Below are 21,429 nucleotides of genomic sequence, written 5' to 3'. Positions count from 1 at the left end.
CAAGCTCGTCCTGACTCGCGGCAGTTCAGGCTTGGGTACTGCTTTCCAACTCGCGCAGTAGCGCCTTCAAACCCAGGTCCAGAAACAGGAGTGACCGGGGATCGGCTGTGTTACGCAGCGCGTGTGCAACCCGCTGCGGTTCGACCTGGGACATCGCGCGCGCCAAATCGACCGTGTGGAAATCATGCGAATCCGAGCGCAGGGAGCGCACGAGTTCGTTGACTGCCCGCGCGGGGTCCGTCACCGCCAGCAGCCGGGCCGCTTCGATGCGTTGGTCTTTTCTCATGGTCTTGTCGTGCATGATGAGCGCGAGGCTGGCCATGGCGATCTCCGGAGCGTAGGTCAGCGCGTCCGTCAGAGTCGTTCGGCTGCCGAAGCCACTCCAGTGGGAAGGCGTCAGACGACGCTTGAGTCGTTCGGCTGCCGCCTTCGGGGCGATGCGGCCAAGGGCTTCAAGTGTCCTGTGGCTCGACCAGTCCCAGCCGGAGTCGAGTCGGTCCTGCAGTGCCTCGACGGCCAGGTCTGAATCCAGCTCGGCCAGATGTCTCGCCGCTACGGCCACGTCCTCGTCCCACAGAAGCGGCATGCGTCTGCTCCAGGGCCAGCGCCATTCACCGATGAAACCGAACGTGACCTCTTGGACCTCGTCGGCGCCGGTGTCCCCATCGCTGACGAACTCCGGGGCACGTACGAGCCAGGCGAGGATCTTCGCGCCTTGCTCCGGGTTCGCAAGGGTGAGCGCGAGCGCGGCAGCGATACGTTCCTCGGGTGCGGCAGTTGCGTCCCGCGTCCAGGACGTCAGGCGACGCGACACAAGTGCGGCTGGGTGCCGCGGTCCCGCCAACGCCAACACGAGTTCAGGGCACAGCGCCTGCTCGGCGGTCAGCCCCACGGCAGGCTCCGGGGCGCGCAGCACGCCGGCGGCCGAATCCAGGCCGGCAAGCGCCCGCGCGATGCGCAGCCGGTGCCAATCCGGCTGGGCCGCGTCTTCGGCCACCGTCTCCAGCGCACGCAGCGCCTTTGCAGGCTCCAGGGTTGCCAGTACCTTCGCGGCCGCGACGCGTATGCCGACGCCGGTCAGGGCATCGGCCTTGACCGGGTAAATCCGTGCTTCGTTGCCGTTTGTCTCCCGCCAGCGGACGGCGCCACGCGGCAAGGCGGGCCCCTGCAGCACCGCCTCGGTCAGCAGGGAGACAGCCGCCTCCTTGTCCCACCGGGCCAGAGCCCGAGCTGCCTCCCATCGGCGATGCGGCGGAAGACGTCGGGACGACACCATCTCGGTCAGAAGCCGTACTCCCAGGGCACGGTCCTGGGCAGCGATGGCCTCCGCGGCCCAACCGCGCCCGCTGCGTAGCGCGGCACGCCGCAGCGTGGCCACCACATATGGCTGCACGCCCTCCGGCAGCACGCCGCCCTCAGCCATCATGAGGGCAACCAAGCCGGCACCCCCACCCGGACCGACCAGCCGTAGCCTCCGCAGAACCCGGAAGACCAGGCGAACCCCTCGATCCCATCTCTGCTCGAAGAGATCAGTCCCCTCCTCATGAGGGGCCTTCCACGGTGGGTTGAACAACGCCCGCACCAGATCCCCCGTGTCAGTACCCTGCCTTGCCCATGCGGCAAAGACGAATCGCAGGAAACTGTGATCCACCGGCGCGCCTGGCAGCCACGTCCCGTTCTCGTCGATCTCGGCCAGCGCAACCGCAACCACATCGCGGGCGCGCTGCGAATCCGGCGCTGCGGTCCGCGCCAGGCCGCACGCAGCCAGGAACTCCTGCACGGTGTGGTGCAGGAACACCAGATCGTCGTCGGACTCCGTCATCAGGCCGCTGGTGGCCAGGACCTCGCGCAAAACACCGCGCCACTCCCCACCGTCCAAATGCTGTGGCCGAAGGCCGGCGGTCTGCGTTTCAGCCAAGTCAATGGCGGCACTCTTCGATCCCATGTGCCGTTCGAGCGCGATCATCTCCAGCAAGCCTCGTGCATCCGCCATCAGCTGATCCACGGCGGTGCGGGCATCGGAGCCCCAGCCCTCCACCCGCCGCTGCAACTGCGCCAGGGACGGCTCCGGGCGGCGGTACATCACATTCAGGAGATGCTGCACGAACCTCTCGTACAACTCGCTGCGGCTGTGTGGCAGCCCTCGTTCCGGGTCCTCGTCGAAGAGGAGGACCAACATGGTGGCCAACAGGGGGATGCGGGACAACTCGGCGATCTTCCGCTCGGCGAGCGCGGCAAGAAACCGTTCGGCGCGGCCGGCGGGATCGGGCCGCCCCAACTGTGCGAACCATCCGGCCACGAACTGCGAGAGGGCGTGCGGATCAAAGGGCTCGATCCGGCAGAACGCCACGTCCCGTAGCGGCTTCAGCTCGTCCTGGGGTAGCGGCCGTGTCAGAACGAGCACACGGTGACCACCGCTCGGCTGACACGACAGGTCGGCCACCATCGCCAACAGCGCCTTCCGTTGGCCCGGATCGAGCACCTCGTCCACACCGTCGACCATCACCAGCCACGGCGTGCCCGCCAGCGGACGCGTGGCGAAGAACCCCTCGGGCAACGAGTCCTGGGTCAGGAATCGCGCATCGCGCTGGACAGCGGCTGCGAGCCGGTCGGCGACACTGCCTTGGCCGGTCAGCGCAGACGCGGACACACGCACTGGCACGACGTCCGGCGCATCGCCACCTCCCAGCCACTGGCCCGCAAGCCGTGTGGTCAGGTGACGGCCCAGACTCGACTTACCCGCCCCAGGCCCTCCCATGACCACAGCACCGCCCCCGGCGTCCAGGACCGCGTCCGCGGACACCACCCTGTCCTGCACATCGCCATGAGCACTGATCTGCTGGCTCACATACACGTCGGTCAACGGCGGCGGGCTCGTCCCCGGCAGCCGGATTGCATACGGATGATCGTCGGCGGCGGCGCGCGCAGCACGCAGATAGTCCCGCAGCACCGGGCCCGCGTACCGCCAACCGCCCTGCCGTATCTGGGCGTCGTCCAGCAAGGCCAACCATGGGCGACGGTAACGGGTGACGGCCTCTGGCGGTTCCAGGAAAGGGTAGGCGGCACAGATGTCCTCCACGGTCACCAACCGCGCGCCCGCAGCCCCACCTTGCAACCCGTACGCCAGCCGAAGCACCCCAAGGACTCCACCCGTACGCCAGTTCAAGACCGGGCCGCCGCTGAAGCCGGGACCCGCCCGACCCTGGGTCACATGGTGCAACGTCACTGCCCCGCCGCCCGCCGAACGCAGCGACGGGCCCTCAGCCCGGAACGACACCGACTCACCCGCCCGGTAGGAGCCTTGCGGATGCCCGAAACTCCACAGCTCATCACCCGGGACCACCTCGGCGGCCAGACAGACCACTGGATGATCCAAACCCTCCGGCGCCTGCAGCAGCGCCAGATCTGGCCCCTCGCCGTCCGGCCCCTTCGGGTGGTACCAGCGCGGATCGGCGAACAGCTCCAGATCGGTCCCGCCATACCGCGCCCTCACTCGGTCACCGGCGCGGACGACATGCGCACACGTCAGAACCAACCTAGGCGCAACGAAGAAACCCGTACCGACCGCACCGTCCGGGGCGGTCAACGCCACTACGGCTCGAGGTAGCGCGGCCACCAACTCCGTCCGTGATCCGCTCACAACCCGATTCTGTCCTGCGGCAGCCCGTCACGTCCTACCATCGGCCGTAAACAGGGGAATTGAGGGGGAGACAGAGACTCATGGACGCGACGAACGTTCCCGCGCAGACTTCGACCACCACGCCCGTCCCAGTCGCCATGCCGGACGGAAGCAGGCTCTATCTCCGGGCAGAACCCATCGGCACAGCGGTAGCCCTACCCAGCGACGACGAACACGAGATCGCCGGCCGCCTGCCCTCCCTCGACCAGATCGCCCACGCGGTAGGCGGCTTCACCGGCCAGATCAGCGAAGCTTTGAAGAAAACCGCGCCCACCCGCTTCACCCTCACCTTCGACTGCGAAGTCGGCTTCGAGGCCGGAGGACTGGTCGCACTCATCGGCAAAGGCTCCGGCAAGTCGGCGTTCAGCGTCACCATGGAATGGGACCGAATGGCACAGGAGTCACCCCTGTCCGTAACGCCATCAGAACCACCGGGCGCCGCCACCAGATAGGACTTGGCCTCCAGCGCCGAGGGCACTCGCCAGGCCGCCTCCGTCACGAGCACCATGGGCATTCGCCGACGCCCTCGCGGCCGAACTGCCCGCCCAGCACAGAGTGGAAATGCACTCGTCACGCCGGTGAGTGGAGCAACGCGGGCACTGCCCCTTCATGCCGCGGACAATGGGAGATCACACCGACACGAGCCGACATTCATCAGCAGCTCCGAGGCCGCCCTCGCCTCCTCGTCGCCCACCGGAACTACGCGCAGCCCGGAGAGCATCCGGTTCAGGCGAGACTTGTTCGTACGCGCGTGGGCAGCCTCAATGATGGCGAGCGCACTGATCACGACCTCCATGCCGCGCGAGCGCGCCTCAGCGAACACCTCGTCGAAGACCTGCCGCGCCCGCTGACGAGCCTGCTCAGAGACCGGCCCCTTGCGGTTCTCGTAGTCCGACAAGTACTCGTCAAGGACCTGGCCGCGCAACTCACGCTCGACCGCCTCGGCAATGAACGCGGAGAACTCCCGCTTGCCCACCCGCGCCCGGATCGCCTCTGCGGTCCCCTCCGGCAGCGACAGGCTCACCCGCGTCGCCGGCCCTTTCCCGATGCTGTACGTCGTCTCACCCATACCTCGAGTGGGTCAAACGAGTAGGAAAAGCCACGGTCGGTGCCGTCCGCAAGCGCCGAACAGCACACGTCCCAGCACGGAAAGACAAAGGGCCCGACTCCGAAGAGTCGGACCCATCCTGACCTGCATATTTGCCAGATCAGCGACGTGGTGACACGTCAGCCACTACACATTGAAGCGGAACTCCACCACGTCCCCGTCCTGCATGACGTAGTCCTTGCCCTCCATCCGCGCCTTCCCCTTCGCGCGGGCCTCCGCGACCGAACCCGTCTCCACCAGCTCGGCGAAGGAGATGACCTCGGCCTTGATGAAGCCCTTCTGGAAGTCGGTGTGGATGACGCCGGCGGCCTCGGGGGCGGTGGCGCCCTTCTTGATGGTCCAGGCGCGGGATTCCTTGGGGCCGGCGGTGAGGTAGGTCTGCAGGCCGAGGGTGTTGAAGCCGACGCGGGCGAGGGTGGCGAGGCCGGGCTCCTCGGCGCCGACCGACTCCAGCAGCTCCATCGCGTCCTCGTCGTCCAGCTCGGCGAGGTCCGCCTCCAGCTTGGCGTTGAGGAAGATCGCCTCGGCGGGGGCGACCAGGGCGCGCTGCTCGTTCTTGAAGTCCTCGTCCGTCAGCTCGTCCTCGTCGACGTTGAAGACGTAGAGGAAGGGCTTGGTGGTCAGGAGGTGCAGGTCGTGCAGGAGCTCCGCGCGCTCGCTGCCCTGGACGATGCCCTGGGAGAAGAGGGTGTCGCCCTTGTCCAGGATCTCCTTGGCGGCCTCGATCGCGGCGACCTTCGGCGCTACGTCCTTCTTGATCCGCGACTCCTTCTGGAGCCGGGGAAGGACCTTCTCGATGGTCTGGAGGTCCGCCAGGATCAGCTCGGTGTTGATCGTCTCGATGTCGTCCTTGGGCGAGACCTTGCCGTCGACGTGGACGACGTTCTCGTCCTTGAAGGCGCGGATGACCTGGCAGATCGCGTCCGACTCACGGATGTTCGCGAGGAACTTGTTGCCCAGGCCCTCGCCCTCGCTCGCACCGCGCACGATGCCCGCGATGTCGACGAAGTCGACGGTCGCCGGGAGGATCCGCTGGGAGGAGAAGATCTCGGCCAACTTGGTGAGCCGCTCGTCGGGGACGCCGACCACGCCCACGTTCGGCTCGATCGTGGCGAACGGGTAGTTGGCCGCCAGCACGTCGTTCTTGGTCAGGGCGTTGAACAGGGTCGACTTGCCGACATTCGGCAGACCGACGATTCCGATCGTGAGCGACACGTTGCGACTTCCCGTACGTGAGAGGACCTGAGGGGCTGAGGAGTGGAGACCTGGGGCCGATCCACAAGTCTACGGGCTGTCGAACCCCGTATCGGCGTCGTATCGAACGCTTGGCCAACGTCTGTCCAACGGCGTGTCTGACGGGCTATTCGGCACATAAACCGACCTAGGTTGGTCCGGTGGAGCAACACAGGACGCGGTCCCCCCGGTACGGAACGCCACGCGGCACCCCCCGGCTGCCCCCGCAAGGCCGGGGCCCGGGTGGCCGGCCACAGGGGCGGCCGCCGGGGGCGGGCGTACGGCGGCCCGCTCCGCCGGTGGTGCTGGCCGTGCGGCGGATCGCCCGGGCCGTGCGCCGGATGCCGAACCCCCGGCTCACCGGGCTCGGCGGCGGGCTGTTCTGCGGGGTGCTGATGTTCGCGTCGGGCTGTCTCGACTCGTTGCTTTTCGGGTCGTCGACGACGGTGTACGGCGTGCTGTTCCTGCCGGTGTGTGTACTGACAGCGGTGTGGATCCGCAAGGCCGAACTGGTGACGGCACCGGTCGTCGTGCCGATCGCCTTCGCCCTGGGGCTGCTGCCCGTCGCCGACGGGAGCAACGGAGCCGACGGGCGGCTGATGGGGTTCGTCACGGCGCTCGCCACGGAGGCGGGGTGGCTGTACGGCGGGACGCTGATCGCCGGTGTGATCGTGACGGTACGGAGGGTCCGCCTGGTGCGCCGCCGCCGACGAATGTAGCCCCCTCCCGCCGGCCCTAGCCCTCCTTCGCCGCCCGCATCGCCGCTCCCACGATGCCCGCGTTGTTCTGCAGCTGCGCCGGGACCATCTCGGCCTTGATGTCCTCGATGAAGTGCAGGAACTTGCTCGCTTTACGGCTGACGCCGCCGCCGATGATGAACAGCTCCGGGGAGAACAGCATCTCCACATGGGCGAGATAGGCCTGGACGCGGTGGGCCCAGTGCTCCCAGGACAGGTCGTGGTCTTCCTTGGCCTTGCTGGAGGCGCGCTTCTCCGCGTCGTGCCCGTGCAGTTCCAGATGGCCGAGCTCGGTGTTCGGGACGAGGACGCCGTCGATGAAGAGGGCGCTGCCGATGCCGGTGCCGAAGGTGAGCATGATCACCGTGCCCCGGCGGTCGCGGCCGGCGCCGAACTGCATCTCGGCGACGCCCGCCGCGTCCGCGTCGTTGATCACGGTCACCGGGAGGCCGCCGAGCCGCTCGCCCAGCAATGCGCGCGCGTCGGTGTCGATCCAGCTCTTGTCCACGTTGGCCGCGGTGCGGATCGTCGCCCCGCCGGTGACCACGCCCGGGAAGGTGATGCCGACCGGGCCCGTCCAGCCGAAGTGGTCGACGACCTCCTTCACACCGTCGGCCACCGTGTCGGGCGTCGCCGGGTGGGGAGTGAGCACTTTGAGGCGCTCCTGAGCCAGGTCGCCCCTGTCCAGGTCCACAGGGGCGCCCTTGATCCCGGATCCACCGATGTCCACGCCGAAGATCTGCATGGCCCTACGTTACGACGGTGGACTGACAGTCACTCCCCGGAGGTGCCGGAACCGGTCCCGGTGCCCGATTCCGTGCCCGCCCCGCCGCGCTCCGCGACCAGCGTCGCCGCCTCCTCGCGCAGGTCACGGCGGAGTTCCTTCGGCAGCGAGAAGGTGATGGACTCCTCGGCCGCCTTCACCAGCTCGACGTCCTCGAAGCCGCGCTGGGACAGCCATTCCAGCACCTGCTCGACGAGGAGCTCGGGCACCGAGGCGCCGGAGGTGACACCCACCGTGGACACGCCCTCGAGCCATGCCTCGTCGATCTCGTCGGCGAAGTCCACGAGGTAGGCCTCGCGGGAGCCGGCGAGCTTGGCGACCTCGACGAGCCGCTTGGAGTTGGAGGAGTTCCGGGAGCCGACCACGATGACCAGCTCGGCCTGCGCGCCCATCTCCTTCACGGCGAGCTGACGGTTCTGCGTGGCGTAGCAGATGTCGTCGCTGGGCGGGGAGATGAGCTGCGGGAACTTCTCCTTGAGGGCGTCGACGGTCTCCATCGTCTCGTCGACGGAGAGCGTGGTCTGGGAGAGCCAGACGACCTTCGACTCGTCGCGGACCTCGACCTTGGCGACGTCCTCGGGGCCGTCGACCAGCTGGATGTGCTCGGGGGCCTCGCCGGACGTGCCGATGACCTCTTCGTGGCCCTCGTGCCCGATCAGGAGGATGTCGTAGTCCTCATTGGCGAAGCGGACGGCTTCCTTGTGGACCTTGGTGACGAGCGGGCAGGTGGCGTCGATGGTGGCGAGCCGGCCGCGCTCCGCCTCTTCGTGGACGACGGGGGCGACGCCGTGCGCGGAGAACATCACGATGTTCCCCGGGGGGACCTCTTCCGTCCGTTCGACGAAGATGGCGCCCTTCTTCTCCAGGGTCTGCACGACGTACTTGTTGTGGACGATCTCGTGCCGGACATAGACGGGAGCCCCGTACTGCTCCAGGGCTTTCTCGACGGCGATCACGGCGCGGTCCACACCCGCGCAGTAGCCCCGGGGGGCGGCGAGCAGGACACGGCGGCCAGGCGAAGCAGTCATGCGTCCCATCGTAAGGCCGCGCTCGGCGCGTCAAAGATCGCCTCCTTGGGGAGACTGATCGTGGACTGGGAGGGGTGGGGAAGCACACAACTGGCGAGGTGTGATGTCCGAGACCGGCACGGCAGCCCGAATCGCCGATCATGAGCATGAGCTGCGGCGCAACCTCGGTTTCCGGGATCTCGTCGTCTACGGGCTGCTTTTCATCGCCCCTATGGCGCCGGTCGGCGTGTTCGGCACGCTGGACACCGGACGGGCTGCAATGCGCCCGGTCCGGAGGGAATGGTGCCGTCGGCTGTGATGTCGGTGGTGGCCGTTACGCTCGCGGCATGGCCTTGAACACGTCCGCGGAAACGCCGCTGCCTGTCGGTGAGGTGTCGCGGCTCATCGGGGGTTGGATCGATCGGCTCGGGGCGGTGTGGGTCGAGGGGCAGATCACGCAGTTGTCGCGGCGACCGGGGGCGGGGGTCGTGTTTTTGACGTTGCGGGATCCGTCGTACGACATCTCCGTGAGCGTCACTTGTTATCGGCAGGTGTTCGATGCCGTTGCCGATGTGGTGAGTGAGGGCGCCCGGGTCGTCGTACTGGCGAAACCGGAGTGGTACGCGCCGCGGGGGCAGTTGTCGCTGCGGGCCGCTGAGATAAGGCCCGTGGGGGTGGGCGAACTGCTCGCGCGGCTTGAGCAGTTGAAGAAGGCGCTCGCAGCGGAAGGGCTGTTCGCTGTTGAGCGGAAGAAGCCGTTGCCTTTTCTGCCGCAGCTCATCGGGCTGGTGTGCGGGCGGGCCTCCGCCGCCGAGCGGGATGTGCTGGAGAACGCCCGGCACCGCTGGCCGGCCGTCCGCTTCGAGGTGCGCAACGTCGCCGTGCAGGGCGTGCACGCCGTGCCGCAGGTCGTGCAGGCGATGAAGGACCTGGACGCGATCGACGACGTGGACGTGATCATCGTCGCGCGGGGCGGCGGCAGTGTGGAGGATCTGCTGCCGTTCTCCGACGAGCAGCTCGTACGGGCGGTCGCGGCCTGTCGTACGCCCGTGGTGTCCGCCATCGGACACGAGCCCGACAACCCGCTGCTCGACCACGTCGCCGATGTGCGCGCCTCCACTCCCACCGACGCCGCCAAGAAGGTCGTACCGGATGTGGGCGAGGAATACGAGCGGGTGCGGCTGCTGCGTGATCGTGCTCGGCGGTGTGTCGAGGCGTTCATCGAGCGGGAGGAGCGCGGGCTCGCGCATGCGCTGGCCCGGCCGTCGATAGAGGATCCGCACCGCATGATCGACGAGCGGGCCGACCATGTGGCGTCCCTGGTCGACCGTGGCCGGCGCACCCTCGGCCACCTCCTCGACCGCGCCGACTCGGAGCTGACGCACACCCACGCGCGCGTGGTGGGCCTCTCCCCCGCGGCGACCCTGAAGCGGGGCTACGCGGTGCTGCAGAAGGCCGACGGGCATGTGGTCCGGGATCCCGGTGAGGTGACGGCGGACGAGGCACTGCGCGCGCGGGTCGCCGAGGGTGAGTTCTCCGTACGAGTCGACGCACGAAGCGATGCATAGGGTGGGCGCATGACCAGCAAGGTGGAAGAGGCCCTCGGGTACGAGCAGGCTCGGGACGAGCTGATCGAGGTCGTACGGCGGCTGGAGGCGGGCGGTACGACGCTGGAGGAGTCCCTCGCGCTCTGGGAGCGGGGCGAGGAGCTGGCGAAGGTCTGCCGGCGCTGGCTGGACGGTGCGCGGGCCCGGCTGGACGCGGCGCTGGCCGAGGAGGAAGCGGCCGAGACCGAGGCCGACTCCGAGTAAGCAGGCTGGGTGATCTGTGAAGCGGATCACCACGCCCCGGTTTTTGTTGAAGGTTGAACTTCACTCGCGTACGGTCGAGCCTGTCTACCGGACCCCGGTCCGCTTCCGGGGTCGACGTACATACCGAGAAGGTTCACGTATGACTCTCGTTCTTGACCCCGCCGCCCAGGACCTGCTGTTCCGCGAGGCCCGCACCGCGAACACCTTCACCGACGAGCCGGTGACCGACGAGCAGGTCCAGGCGATCTACGACCTGGTCAAGTACGGCCCGACCGCCTTCAACCAGAGCCCGCTGCGCGTCACCCTGGTCCGCTCCGCCGAGGCCCGCGAGCGCCTGGTGCAGCACATGGCCGAGGGCAACCAGCCGAAGACTGCCACGGCCCCGCTGGTCGCGATCCTGGCCGCGGACAACGAGTTCCACGAGGAGCTGCCCGAGCTCTTCCCGCACTTCCCGCAGGCCAAGGACGTCTTCTTCGCCGAGCGCGCCGCCCGTGAGGGTGCCGCCGGCCTGAACGCCGCCCTCCAGGCCGCGTACTTCATCATCGGCGTCCGCGCCGCCGGTCTGGCCGCCGGCCCGATGACCGGCCTGGACTTCGAGGGCGTCCGCAAGGAGTTCCTGGACGACGACCACACCCCGCTGATGGTCATCAACATCGGCAGGCCGGGCGACGACGCCTGGTTCCCGCGCTCCCCGCGACTGCCGTACGAGCAGGTCGTCACCACCGTCTGACGGACGGCGCGGCAGCCATCCCGCAGACATCCCAGACATGACGAAGGCCCCCGGCAGCACCGCCGGGGGCCTTCGCGCGTTCAGGCCGAGGGCCTACGTACGTTCACTTCGTCTTGAGCGCCTGCGCCATCTCCGTCAGCAGCTCGAACGAGCCCGTGCCCGCCACCACGGTCGTCGCCCCGTCGGCCTCGTGCACGAGCGCGTCGTACCGGCCGCCGGTGTACCGCGTCCAGGTCCGGCCGCCGGTCTCCTGCTTCTTGTTCGCGGCCTCCGAGCCCTGCGTGGCCTCGTCGATGAACGTCGACGGCTTCTGAGTCGACTGCTCGATCTGCACGTACTCACCGTCGGGAGTGTGGAAGCCGAGATGCCAGGTGTCGAACTCGTCCCCCTGGAAGCGGACGGAGGTCGGCTTCCAGGTCTTCGGCAGGCCCTCCGGCGCGACCACCGGGTACGCCGCCGCACGGCGGGCCGTGAGCAACTCGACGCGGTAGTCCACCCGCTGGAGGTCGGGCTCCGAGTCGTCGTGCGGGATGAAGAGGTAGATGACCCCTGCCATGATCCCGATCAGGCCCATTGAGAGAACCATGTCCCGGACCGTCTTCTGCCTGCCGTTCGAACCTGCCACGCCCCCTATCGTCGCAGGTGCCCTGGCCTGCTCATCCGTGGGGTCCCCTGCTCATTCTGTCGGTCTGGCGATAGAGTCGTCGCCATCACCCTCATCCGGCCGTCGTCGTATCAGAAAGGTGCGTCTCGATGACCGAGAATCATCATCATCTGCCGTCCGAACTCGAAGTCCCCTCCGAAGCCCCCGACCGCAACCTCGCCCTGGAGCTGGTCAGGGTCACCGAAGCCGCGGCGATGGCCGCCGGCCGCTGGGTCGGGCGCGGCGACAAGAACGGCGCCGACGGTGCGGCCGTGCGCGCCATGCGGACCCTCGTCTCCACCGTGTCGATGAACGGCGTCGTCGTCATCGGCGAGGGTGAGAAGGACGAGGCCCCGATGCTCTTCAACGGGGAGCGCGTCGGCGACGGGACCGGACCGGAGTGCGACATCGCCGTCGACCCGATCGACGGGACCACGCTGACGGCCAAGGGCATGCCGAACGCGATCGCCGTGCTCGCCGCCGCGGATCGCGGGTCGATGTTCGACCCGTCCGCCGTCTTCTACATGGACAAGCTGGTCACCGGGCCCGAGGCGGCCGATTTCGTGGACATCGACGCGCCCGTCTCGGTGAACATCCGCCGGGTCGCCAAGGCGAAGCGGTCCACGCCGGAGGATGTGACCGTGGTCATCCTGGACCGGCCGCGGCACGAGGGGATCATCAAGGAGATCCGGGACGCCGGTGCGCGGATCAAGCTGATCTCGGACGGGGATGTCGCGGGGTCGATCTACGCGCTGCGTGAGGGCACCGGGGTCGACATGCTGCTCGGTATCGGCGGTACGCCGGAGGGGATCATCTCGGCCTGTGCGGTGAAGTGCCTCGGGGGGACCATTCAGGGCAAGTTGTGGCCCAAGGATGACGAGGAGCGGCAGCGGGCGGTGGATGCGGGGCATGACCTGGACCGGGTGCTGATGACCGACGACCTGGTGTCCGGGGAGAACGTGTTCTTTGTGGCGACGGGGATCACCGATGGGGAGCTGCTGCGGGGGGTGCGGTATCGGTCGGAGAACGCGACGACCGACTCGATCGTGATGCGGTCGAAGTCGGGGACGGTGCGGAGGATTGATTCTGAGCATCGGTTGAGCAAGCTGCGGGCTTATAGCGCGATTGACTTTGATCGGGCTAAGTAGCGCCTAGTAGCACGGGGGCTGTGGAGCGTTGGCGGCTGCGGGTCGCCTGTGGCCTGTCGCGCAGTTCCCCGCGCCCCTAAGGACGTTGGGCGCCCCCGGTGCGGTGGGGGCGCCCTTCTTTTGTTGCTCAGCCTGCCTGGGCTATGCGGTCCGTCGTCGTCCTTGCCGCCTTCTTGAGTTCCATGTCGCGGCGGCGGCGCCTGGCCAGGACCACGCGGCGTTCGGCGGCGGTGAGGCCGCCCCAGACGCCGTAGGGCTCGGGTTGCAGCAGTGCGTGCTCGCGGCACTCGACCATGACGGGGCAGCGGGCGCAGACGCGCTTGGCGGCCTCCTCGCGGGAGAGGCGGGCGGCGGTGGGCTCTTTGGAGGGTGCGAAGAACAGGCCGGCCTCGTCGCGCCGGCACACCGCCTCGGTGTGCCAAGGGGCGTCTTGGTCCCTGTCCCGCACTGGCACCCGCGGGGCCGGAGCGGCAGCTACCTGCAGGGACGAATGCGGCGGTTGCAGCACGGTCTACTCCTGACGACGGCTTCGCGAGCGAGAGACGATGCAGCAAGGGATACCCGCTGTGCGCACGCCTATGCACTGTGTTCCGAACCGCTGGAATACGGCGCTTCATGCGCGATGCCGTGCAGCGCCGGAGACCGATCGAACTTCCTTGGATCAGGCCCCGGTTCACAACCGTCAATGATCCAGATGTTTGCGCAAACTCTTGTCGACCTTGCGCTGGACCCGATCGAGGATGTCGGCAACCAGCTTGCCCCGCTTGGGCCTTGCCTCGATGTTGCCGAGGACGGCCCAGCCGTCGACGTAGACGACCGGCGCCTGCGGTTCCGTCGAATCCAGCGTGTCCACCTCGAAGTTGCCGAGGACACCGCCGCCGGTGCCGCGCAGCGACACGTTCTCCGGGACGCGGACCTCGACGTTGCCGAAGACCGAGATGGCCTTGATCACGACCTGCTGGTACTCGAAGAGCGCCTCGCTGAGGTCTATCTCCACGCTGCCGAAGATCGCGTACGCGTGGATACGGCGGCCCGCGCGCCAGCGGCCCTTGCGGACGGCGCTGCTGAACACCGCGACCACGTTGTCATCGGGGTCGACCGGGATGGCGCCGGCGGTGGGGCGGTTGGGGGCGGCGGCCGGAGTCGCCCGGCGCTGGTGGGCGGCGGGCAGGTCCTGGATGAAGACGTCCAGCTCGCCCACGGTCTTGGCGGCCAGCACGCCCTCGACCCGCTCGGCGTGCTCGTCGGCGGTGAGGCGGCCCTCGGCGAGCGCCTCGCGCAGGATGTCCGCGACCCGGTCGCGGTCGGCGTCGGAGGCACGGAGCTCGGTGGCGGCGGGCGCGTTCTGCGCGGGCGCGGTGTGCTTCTGAAGGTCCACGACAGCAGCGTACCCAAACGCGATAGATCGCGACTACCCCAACTGAGGATTACCTCACAAGCTCCGCCTCCGACGCAGGTTCTACGCTGGTGGACGCTGCCGATGGAGGTCAGCCGTCGCGTCTGTCGAGTGAGGAATGGGCGACATGCCTGAGTTCGCGTACACCGATCTGCTCCCCATGGGAGAGGACACCACCCCGTACCGGCTGGTGACCTCCGAGGGTGTCTCCACCTTCGAGGCCGACGGGCGCACCTTCCTCAAGGTCGAGCCGGAGGCGCTGCGCAAGCTCGCCGAGGAGGCCATCCACGACATCCAGCACTATCTGCGGCCCGCGCACCTCGCTCAGCTGCGGCGGATCATCGACGACCCCGAGGCGTCGGGCAACGACAAGTTCGTGGCGCTGGACCTGCTGAAGAACGCGAACATCGCGGCGGCGGGTGTGCTGCCGATGTGCCAGGACACCGGTACGGCGATCGTCATGGGCAAGCGCGGGCAGAACGTGCTGACCGAAGGCGGGGACGAGGAGGCCCTCAGCCGCGGCATCTATGACGCGTACCTGAACCTCAACCTGCGGTACTCGCAGATGGCCCCGCTCACCATGTGGGACGAGAAGAACACCGGCTCCAATCTCCCCGCCCAGATCGAGCTGTACGCCACCGACGGCGGCGCCTACAAGTTCCTGTTCATGGCGAAGGGCGGCGGCTCCGCCAACAAGTCGTTCCTCTACCAGGAGACCAAGGCCGTCCTGAACGAGGCCTCCATGATGAAGTTCCTGGAGGAGAAGATCCGTTCGCTGGGTACGGCCGCCTGTCCGCCGTATCACCTGGCGATCGTGGTGGGTGGTACGAGCGCGGAGTACGCCCTCAAGACAGCGAAGTACGCCTCCGCTCACTACCTGGACGAGATCCCGGCCGAGGGCTCGCCGCTCGGGCACGGGTTCCGGGACAAGGAGCTGGAGGAGAAGGTCTTCGAGCTGACGCAGAAGATCGGGATCGGGGCGCAGTTCGGGGGCAAGTACTTCTGCCATGACGTGCGCGTGGTGCGGCTGCCGCGACACGGGGCGTCGTGTCCGGTGGCCATCGCCGTGTCCTGCTCGGCCGACCGGCAGGCCGTCGCGAAGATCACCGCGGAGGGGGTCTTCCTGGAGCAGTTGGAGACGGATCCGGCGCGGTTCCTGCCGGAGACGACGGACGAGCACCTCGACGAGTCCTCCGACGTGGTGCGCATCGACCTCAACCAGCCGATGGACGACATCCTCGCCGAGCTGACCAAGTACCCGGTGAAGACCCGGCTTTCGCTCACCGGTCCGCTGGTCGTGGCCCGTGACATCGCGCACGCCAAGATCAAGGAGCGGCTTGACGCGGGCGAGGAGATGCCGCAGTACCTGAAGGACCACCCGGTGTACTACGCGGGCCCGGCGAAGACGCCCGAGGGGTACGCGTCCGGGTCCTTCGGGCCTACGACCGCCGGGCGCATGGACTCCTACGTCGAGCAGTTCCAGGCGGCTGGTGGCTCCAAGGTGATGCTGGCGAAGGGCAACCGGAGCAAGCAGGTCACGGATGCGTGCGGCATGCACGGCGGGTTCTATCTGGGGTCGATCGGCGGGCCCGCCGCGCGGCTCGCCCAGGACTGCATCAAGAAGGTCGAGGTCGTCGAGTACGAGGAGCTCGGCATGGAGGCCGTCTGGAAGATCGAGGTCGAGGACTTCCCGGCGTTCATCGTCGTCGACGACAAGGGCAACGACTTCTTCCAGGACCCGGCGCCGGCGCCTACGTTCACGTCGATTCCGGTGCGGGGGCCTGGGCTGGCGTAGCGGCTCCGGTGCGGCGGGGAAGGATCTCGCCCCCGCCGCCCCTACCCGTCCCATCCTGAAGGGGCTCCGCCCCTTCGACCCCGCCAGGGGGGCTCCGCCCCCTGGACCCCCGCGGGGCTCCGCCCCTGCACCCCGCTCCTCAAACGCCGGAGGGCTGGATTTACGCCGGAGGGGCTGGATTTTCAGGCCCTGACGTGGAATTCCAGCTTCTGGTAGTCCCCTTCGCCGGTTGCGTGGATGGAACCGCGGGCCTCTTCGTAGTCGCCGGTTCCGCCGGTGATGCCGATGTCGAACGTGGGGAGTTCCTCCGACTCCTGCGTCGGGTCGAACTGCATCAGTGCCTGGCCGGTGATGTGCCCGCCGGGCACCGCGAAAGTGCCGATGCACTGCAGGTCGCCCGGATTCCCGACGCGCACGACGGTGCAGGTCACGCCGTCGCGGCCGACCTTCTCGCCGCCCTTGGCGCGATAGAGGTCGTCGGCGAAGGAGAAGGCGTCTCCGAGGCTGGGTGGTCCGCCCTCGCCGTCCTCCTGGGCCGGGACCTCCCGGGCGTAGAGCGTGAAGTCCTCGTCTCCGTCGGTGGCGGACACGGGATGTGAGGCGCCGAGAGCGACGGCTGCGACCATGCAGGCCCCGAGCGTGGTGAGCCGCCTGAAGTTGGGGAGCATGTCCTGCCTCCTGCGGGGTGGTGGATCTCCCCCCTCGACCTTTCATTGTCCGACCACCACCCCGTGCCCGCCCGGTGAGCCGGGTCTCCGTTCGGCCCAAGTCCCGGAACATCGCGGCGCCCCCGATCGCTATAGCCGGTATGAGCGACTACCGCATCGAGCACGACTCCATGGGAGAGGTCCGCGTCCCGGCGGACGCCAAGTGGCGGGCCCAGACCCAGCGCGCCGTCGAGAACTTCCCCATCTCCGGGCAGCGCATCGAGCGCGCGCACATCGAGGCGCTCGCGCAGATCAAGGGGGCCGCGGCGAAGGTCAACGCGCGGCTGGGGGTGCTCGACAAGGACGTCGCCGAGGCAGTCCAGGAGGCGGCACGTGAAGTCGCCGAGGGACGGTGGGACGAGCACTTCCCGGTCGATGTGTTCCAGACGGGTTCGGGGACCTCGTCCAACATGAACACGAACGAGGTCATCGCCACGTTGGCGAGTGAGCGGCTGGGCAAGGCCGTGCATCCCAACGACCACGTCAACGCCTCGCAGTCGTCCAACGACGTCTTCCCGTCCTCCATCCACATCGCCGCCACCGCCGCCGTCACCCGCGACCTCATCCCCGCCCTCGAACACCTCGCGGCCTCCCTCACCCGCAAGTCAGAGGAGTTCGCCGATGTCGTGAAGTCGGGGCGTACGCATCTCATGGATGCCACGCCCGTGACCCTGGGGCAGGAGTTCGGCGGGTACGCCGCCCAGATCCGGTACGGCGTCGAGCGGCTGTACGCCTCCCTGCCCCGCCTCGCCGAACTGCCCCTCGGCGGCACCGCCGTCGGCACCGGCATCAACACCCCGCCCGGTTTCTCCGCCGCCGTCATCGAGGAAGTGGCGCGGGCGACCGGGCTTCCGCTCACCGAGGCCCGCGACCACTTCGAGGCGCAGGGCGCGCGGGACGGGATCGTGGAGACGAGCGGGCAACTGCGGACGATCGCCGTGGGGCTGACGAAGATCGCCAACGATCTGCGGTGGATGGCCTCCGGGCCCCGGACCGGGCTCGCGGAGATCAGCCTGCCCGACCTTCAGCCCGGGTCATCGATCATGCCGGGCAAGGTCAACCCGGTCATTCCGGAAGCCGTCCTCATGGTCAGCGCCCAGGTCATCGGCAATGACGCCACCGTCGCCACCGCCGGGGCCGCCGGGAACTTCGAGCTGAACGTCATGCTGCCGGTCATCGCCAAGAACGTGCTGGAGTCGATCCGGCTGCTCACCAACGTCTCCCGGCTACTCGCCGACCGGACCGTGGACGGCATCGTCGCGCACCGGGAGCGGGCGCGCGAGTACGCCGAGTCGTCACCCTCCGTGGTCACCCCGCTGAACAAGTACATCGGATACGAGGAGGCCGCCAAGGTCGCCAAGAAGGCGCTCGCGGAGCGGAAGACGATCCGTCAAGTCGTACTGGAGAGCGGGTACGTGGAACGGGGCGACCTGACCGTGGAGCAACTGGACGAAGCGCTGGACGTGCTGCGCATGACGCACCCGTAACCAAAGGTTCCGCTCGCGTGAACCGTGACGCGCGCCGCAGCGTCGTATGCCTGTGACACCTAATATCTGTGCATGCCAGACGACGGAGCGGTGAGACGAGTGGAAGCGGACGGTACGACGGCCTTCTGGGCGCCCGGGAGCCGGATCCTGTGGCGCTACCGGGAGAATGCCGGCGACCGCTTCCACATCGCCCGCCCCGTGACCGTCGTCCGGGACGACGCGGAGATCCTCGCCGTCTGGCTGGCGCCCGGCACCGAGTGCGTCAGGCCGGTGCTCGCCGACGGGACTCCCGTCCACGAGGAGCCGCTGCGGTCGCGCTACACCAAGCCGCGGACCGTACAGCGCGACCGCTGGTTCGGCACCGGTGTGCTGAAGCTGGCGCGGCCGGGCGAGCCCTGGTCGGTGTGGCTGTTCTGGGAGCCGGGCTGGCAGTTCAAGAACTGGTACGTCAACCTCGAAGAGCCGCTGGTGCGTTGGGACGGCGGCGTGGACTCCGAGGACCACTTTCTGGACATCTCCGTCCACCCGGACCGCAGTTGGCACTGGCGGGACGAGGACGAGTTCGCGCAGGCCCAGCGGGACGGACTGATGGACGCCGAAGTCGCCGAGCGGGTACGGGCGGCGGGCCGGTCCGCGGTGGAGGTGATCCGCGCCTGGGGGCCGCCGTTCTCGGACGGCTGGCAGCACTGGCGCCCGGATCCGTCCTGGGCTGTACCGTCACTGCCGGAGGACTGGCACTGCACACCCGCGCACGTGTCCACATGAGACCCTTGATGCGCCCCCGGGCCACAACCGTAGGATCGTCCTCCACAAGTGATTACAGCAGTAACTCCCGGCACCCGAGCCGGGCCTGACCATACGTCACCGAGGGGCGGCAGGACGTGAGCGAGGGGTACGAGGGCAACACCGGTACGGACCACGGTCCGTTCGCCGGTGGCACAGGAACAGCCTTTCACCACGCGGGAATTCCGTTCCTGGGGCACGTATTCCGGGTATCGGCATTTCGGCGGGACGAATTGCGCGCCTGGCGCGCAGTCATGGCCCCGGACGGACGGATTCGACACGCGTGACGGAGCAGCCGACCTCCTTCGAGCGCCCTGAGACCGGCGCCGGCCCCACGGACCCCCGCGGGGCGCTCCTGCGTACCCCCGGCGCGGGGGCGCGCGCCTCCGCCTTACCGGCACAGGCCCGCACCGGCGAGACGCCGCCCGCGGGCACGCCTGTCGGTGACACGGAGCACTCCCAGCCCGCCGCCGTCGAGCCGGACCACCACCGTCCGCGGCCCGTTCCCGAGGGGGTCGCTGTTCAGCACGGCACCGAAGACGACAAGTCCCGCGAGGACCGCCGTACCGGCCAGGGCGTGGCGCCCGGCCGGCCCACGCCGATGCGGCGGGACGGGGACCGGCTGCGCTTCGTCGGCGCCGCCACCCGCCGGATCGCCCGTGGCATCGACCTCGACGAGATCGTGATGGGGCTGTGCCGGGCGACCGTACCGACGTTCTCGGACGCGATCCTGGTCTATCTGCGCGACCCGCTGCCGGTCGGCGACGAGCGGCCCACCGGACCGGTGGTGCTGCGGCTGCGCCGTACCGACCGGATCCCGGAGGAGCGGGACACCGAGGGCGGTTTCACGTCCGTGCCGCAGGCCGAGCCGACGGATCTGACACCGGCCAGCGCGGAGCTGTGCGAGGTACGGCCCGGCGGCGCGCTGAACGAGGTGCTGCGCGGAGTGCGCCCGGTCTTCGCCGACGCCCCCGCGGCCCGCGCCGCGCTGCCCGAACTCCTCGGCGACGACGTGGCCGTACCCGGCGGCCAGCGCGCCATCCTCGCCCCGCTGCGCGGCCGGCGCCGGGTCATCGGCGCCGCGCTCTTCCTGCGCCGGCCGGAGCGCATGGCCTTCGAGCCCGACGACCTTCTCGTCGCCGCCCAGCTGGCCACGCACAGCGCGCTCGGCATCGACAAGGCGGTGCTGTACGGCCGTGAGGCGTACATCGCCGACGAGCTGCAGCGCACCATGCTGCCCGAGAACCTGCCCCGGGCCACCGGCGTACGGCTGGCGTCCCGCTACCTCCCGGCCGCCGAGACCGCTCGCGTCGGCGGCGACTGGTACGACGCCATCCCGCTGCCGGGCAGCCGCGTGGCGCTGGTGGTCGGCGACGTCATGGGGCACTCCATGACCTCCGCCGCGATCATGGGCCAGCTGCGCACCACCGCGCAGACCCTCGCCGGACTCGACCTGCCGCCGCAGGAGGTCCTGCACCACCTCGACGAACAGGCCCAGCGCCTGGGCACCGACCGCATGGCGACCTGCCTGTACGCCGTCTACGACCCGGTGTCGCACCGCATCACCATCGCCAACGCCGGCCATCCGCCGCCCGTGCTACTGCATCTCGGCGGGCGGGCGGAGGTGCTGCGGGTACCGCCCGGCGCGCCCATCGGTGTCGGCGGCGTCGACTTCGAAGCCGTAGAGCTGGACGCGCCCGCCGGAGGGACCCTGCTCCTCTATACGGACGGGCTGGTCGAGTCCCGGCTGCGGGACGTGTGGACCGGCATAGAGCAGCTGCGCGAGAAGCTCGCCGCGACCGCGCAGCTGACCGGGCCCGACCATCCGCCGCCGCTGGAGGCGCTCTGCGACGAGGTGCTCGACATGCTCGGCCCCGGCGACCGGGACGACGACATCGCGCTGCTCGCCGCCCGTTTCGACGGGATCGCGCCCAGCGATGTGGCGTACTGGTTCCTGGAGCCGGAGGAGATGGCGCCCGGCAAGGCCCGGCGGCTGGCCCGGCGCGCGCTCGCCCGCTGGGACATGGAGGAGCTCACCGACTCGGTGGAGCTGCTGGTCAGCGAGGTCGTGACCAATGCCGTGCGCTATGCGACCCGGCCGATCACACTCCGGCTGCTGCGCACCGACGTACTGCGCTGCGAGGTCGGGGACGATGTGCCGCAGCTGCCGCGGCTGCGGCAGGCGCGGCACACGGACGAGGGCGGACGCGGGCTGTATCTGGTGAACCGGCTGGCCCGGCGCTGGGGAGCGACGCGGCTGAGCACGGGGAAGGTGGTCTGGTTCGAGCTGAACCGGACTTAGACCGAATCCAAATGTTGCCGATGTCCCGACGACGGAGTTGACTGGCTGGCGTGAGCGAAGCGACCTGACCGGATCCCCC

The 21,429-nt window shown here is 68.9% G+C and carries 18 protein-coding genes and 3 pseudogenes; 11 read left to right on the top strand and 10 right to left on the bottom strand.

The features are described from left to right. Positions 1-25 precede the first annotated feature (25 nt). Positions 26-3,592 carry a trypsin-like peptidase domain-containing protein gene (locus tag ACTWQO_RS03600; RefSeq protein ID WP_443235707.1) on the bottom strand — a complete coding sequence of 1,189 codons (3,567 nt, stop codon included), beginning with the start codon at positions 3,590-3,592 and terminating at the stop codon, positions 26-28. Positions 3,593-3,720: 128 nt separating this feature from the next. Here ACTWQO_RS03600 and ACTWQO_RS03595 point away from each other — a divergent pair, with 128 nt between their 5' ends. Then, on the top strand, positions 3,721-4,131 hold the full coding sequence (locus tag ACTWQO_RS03595) for a CU044_2847 family protein (RefSeq protein WP_443235706.1): 411 nt from the start codon (positions 3,721-3,723) through the stop codon (positions 4,129-4,131). Positions 4,132-4,322: 191 nt separating this feature from the next. On the opposite strand, the pseudogene ACTWQO_RS03590 reads toward ACTWQO_RS03595, so the two are convergent. From ACTWQO_RS03590 to ychF, 3 genes and pseudogenes are all read right to left on the bottom strand, one after another. Continuing rightward, positions 4,323-4,475 (bottom strand): annotated as a pseudogene (locus ACTWQO_RS03590) (DNA-binding protein); the annotation flags it as partial. 15 nt (positions 4,476-4,490) lie between these two features. Then, a pseudogene (locus tag ACTWQO_RS03585) lies at positions 4,491-4,748 on the bottom strand (hypothetical protein); the annotation flags it as partial. 165 nt (positions 4,749-4,913) lie between these two features. Next, a complete protein-coding gene (gene ychF / locus ACTWQO_RS03580) occupies positions 4,914-6,002 on the bottom strand; it encodes a redox-regulated ATPase YchF (RefSeq protein ID WP_443235705.1) in 1,089 nt (362 codons plus the stop codon). A 317-nt stretch (positions 6,003-6,319) separates the two neighbouring features. Here ychF and ACTWQO_RS03575 point away from each other — a divergent pair, with 317 nt between their 5' ends. Next, positions 6,320-6,739, top strand: a complete 420-nt coding sequence (locus ACTWQO_RS03575) for a DUF6542 domain-containing protein (RefSeq protein ID WP_443235704.1) — start codon at positions 6,320-6,322, stop codon at positions 6,737-6,739. A 16-nt stretch (positions 6,740-6,755) separates the two neighbouring features. On the opposite strand, the gene ppgK is transcribed toward ACTWQO_RS03575, so the two are convergent. Further along, on the bottom strand, positions 6,756-7,502 hold the full coding sequence (gene ppgK, locus ACTWQO_RS03570; protein ID WP_443235703.1) for a polyphosphate--glucose phosphotransferase: 747 nt from the start codon (positions 7,500-7,502) through the stop codon (positions 6,756-6,758). 29 nt (positions 7,503-7,531) lie between these two features. Then, positions 7,532-8,578 (bottom strand): 4-hydroxy-3-methylbut-2-enyl diphosphate reductase, encoded by a 1,047-nt coding sequence (locus tag ACTWQO_RS03565; protein ID WP_443235702.1) that lies wholly within the window; start codon positions 8,576-8,578, stop codon positions 7,532-7,534. Between the two features lie 94 nt (positions 8,579-8,672). On the opposite strand from ACTWQO_RS03565, the pseudogene ACTWQO_RS03560 reads away from it, so the two are divergent. From ACTWQO_RS03560 to ACTWQO_RS03545, 4 genes and pseudogenes are all read left to right on the top strand, one after another. Then, positions 8,673-8,813: pseudogene (locus ACTWQO_RS03560) on the top strand (amino acid permease); the annotation flags it as partial. An 82-nt stretch (positions 8,814-8,895) separates the two neighbouring features. Further along, on the top strand, positions 8,896-10,116 hold the full coding sequence (xseA, locus tag ACTWQO_RS03555; RefSeq protein WP_443235701.1) for an exodeoxyribonuclease VII large subunit: 1,221 nt from the start codon (positions 8,896-8,898) through the stop codon (positions 10,114-10,116). A 9-nt stretch (positions 10,117-10,125) separates the two neighbouring features. Continuing rightward, entirely contained in the window at positions 10,126-10,359 is a 234-nt protein-coding gene (locus ACTWQO_RS03550) for an exodeoxyribonuclease VII small subunit (RefSeq protein ID WP_443235700.1), read from the top strand. Positions 10,360-10,498: 139 nt separating this feature from the next. Next, a complete protein-coding gene (locus tag ACTWQO_RS03545) occupies positions 10,499-11,089 on the top strand; it encodes a malonic semialdehyde reductase (RefSeq protein ID WP_362939315.1) in 591 nt (196 codons plus the stop codon). Between the two features lie 103 nt (positions 11,090-11,192). On the opposite strand, the gene ACTWQO_RS03540 is transcribed toward ACTWQO_RS03545, so the two are convergent. Further along, positions 11,193-11,714 carry a DUF4245 domain-containing protein gene (locus ACTWQO_RS03540; RefSeq protein ID WP_443235699.1) on the bottom strand — a complete coding sequence of 174 codons (522 nt, stop codon included), beginning with the start codon at positions 11,712-11,714 and terminating at the stop codon, positions 11,193-11,195. 128 nt (positions 11,715-11,842) lie between these two features. On the opposite strand from ACTWQO_RS03540, the gene glpX reads away from it, so the two are divergent. Beyond that, the gene (gene glpX, locus ACTWQO_RS03535; RefSeq protein WP_443235698.1) at positions 11,843-12,880 is read left to right on the top strand and encodes a class II fructose-bisphosphatase; all 1,038 of its coding nucleotides are present in this window, start codon (positions 11,843-11,845) and stop codon (positions 12,878-12,880) included. A 127-nt stretch (positions 12,881-13,007) separates the two neighbouring features. On the opposite strand, the gene ACTWQO_RS03530 is transcribed toward glpX, so the two are convergent. Further along, a complete protein-coding gene (locus ACTWQO_RS03530; protein WP_210577116.1) occupies positions 13,008-13,388 on the bottom strand; it encodes a WhiB family transcriptional regulator in 381 nt (126 codons plus the stop codon). Positions 13,389-13,562: 174 nt separating this feature from the next. Next, a complete protein-coding gene (locus ACTWQO_RS03525) occupies positions 13,563-14,258 on the bottom strand; it encodes a DUF1707 domain-containing protein (protein WP_443235697.1) in 696 nt (231 codons plus the stop codon). A gap of 145 nt (positions 14,259-14,403) precedes the next feature. On the opposite strand from ACTWQO_RS03525, the gene ACTWQO_RS03520 reads away from it, so the two are divergent. Beyond that, entirely contained in the window at positions 14,404-16,071 is a 1,668-nt protein-coding gene (locus ACTWQO_RS03520) for a fumarate hydratase (protein WP_443235696.1), read from the top strand. 182 nt (positions 16,072-16,253) lie between these two features. Here ACTWQO_RS03520 and ACTWQO_RS03515 read toward each other — a convergent pair whose 3' ends face one another. Next, the gene (locus ACTWQO_RS03515) at positions 16,254-16,739 is read right to left on the bottom strand and encodes an allene oxide cyclase barrel-like domain-containing protein (RefSeq protein WP_443235695.1); all 486 of its coding nucleotides are present in this window, start codon (positions 16,737-16,739) and stop codon (positions 16,254-16,256) included. A 140-nt stretch (positions 16,740-16,879) separates the two neighbouring features. On the opposite strand from ACTWQO_RS03515, the gene ACTWQO_RS03510 reads away from it, so the two are divergent. The 3 genes from ACTWQO_RS03510 (at position 16,880) to ACTWQO_RS03500 (ending at position 21,350) form a co-directional block, all read left to right on the top strand. Next, on the top strand, positions 16,880-18,265 hold the full coding sequence (locus ACTWQO_RS03510; RefSeq protein WP_443235694.1) for a class II fumarate hydratase: 1,386 nt from the start codon (positions 16,880-16,882) through the stop codon (positions 18,263-18,265). A 72-nt stretch (positions 18,266-18,337) separates the two neighbouring features. Continuing rightward, complete coding sequence (gene fomD, locus ACTWQO_RS03505; RefSeq protein WP_443235693.1) at positions 18,338-19,030, top strand: cytidylyl-2-hydroxypropylphosphonate hydrolase; 693 nt, start codon at positions 18,338-18,340, stop codon at positions 19,028-19,030. A gap of 301 nt (positions 19,031-19,331) precedes the next feature. Next, positions 19,332-21,350: a SpoIIE family protein phosphatase gene (locus ACTWQO_RS03500; RefSeq protein WP_443235692.1), complete on the top strand. Its 2,019-nt coding sequence runs from the start codon at positions 19,332-19,334 to the stop codon at positions 21,348-21,350. The last annotated feature ends 79 nt before the right edge of the window (positions 21,351-21,429 follow it).

The organism is Streptomyces sp. 4N124, assembly GCF_052245395.1.
In the GTDB taxonomy this organism is placed as follows: Bacteria; Actinomycetota; Actinomycetes; order Streptomycetales; family Streptomycetaceae; genus Streptomyces.
This window is presented reverse-complemented; position numbering and strand designations above follow the sequence as displayed.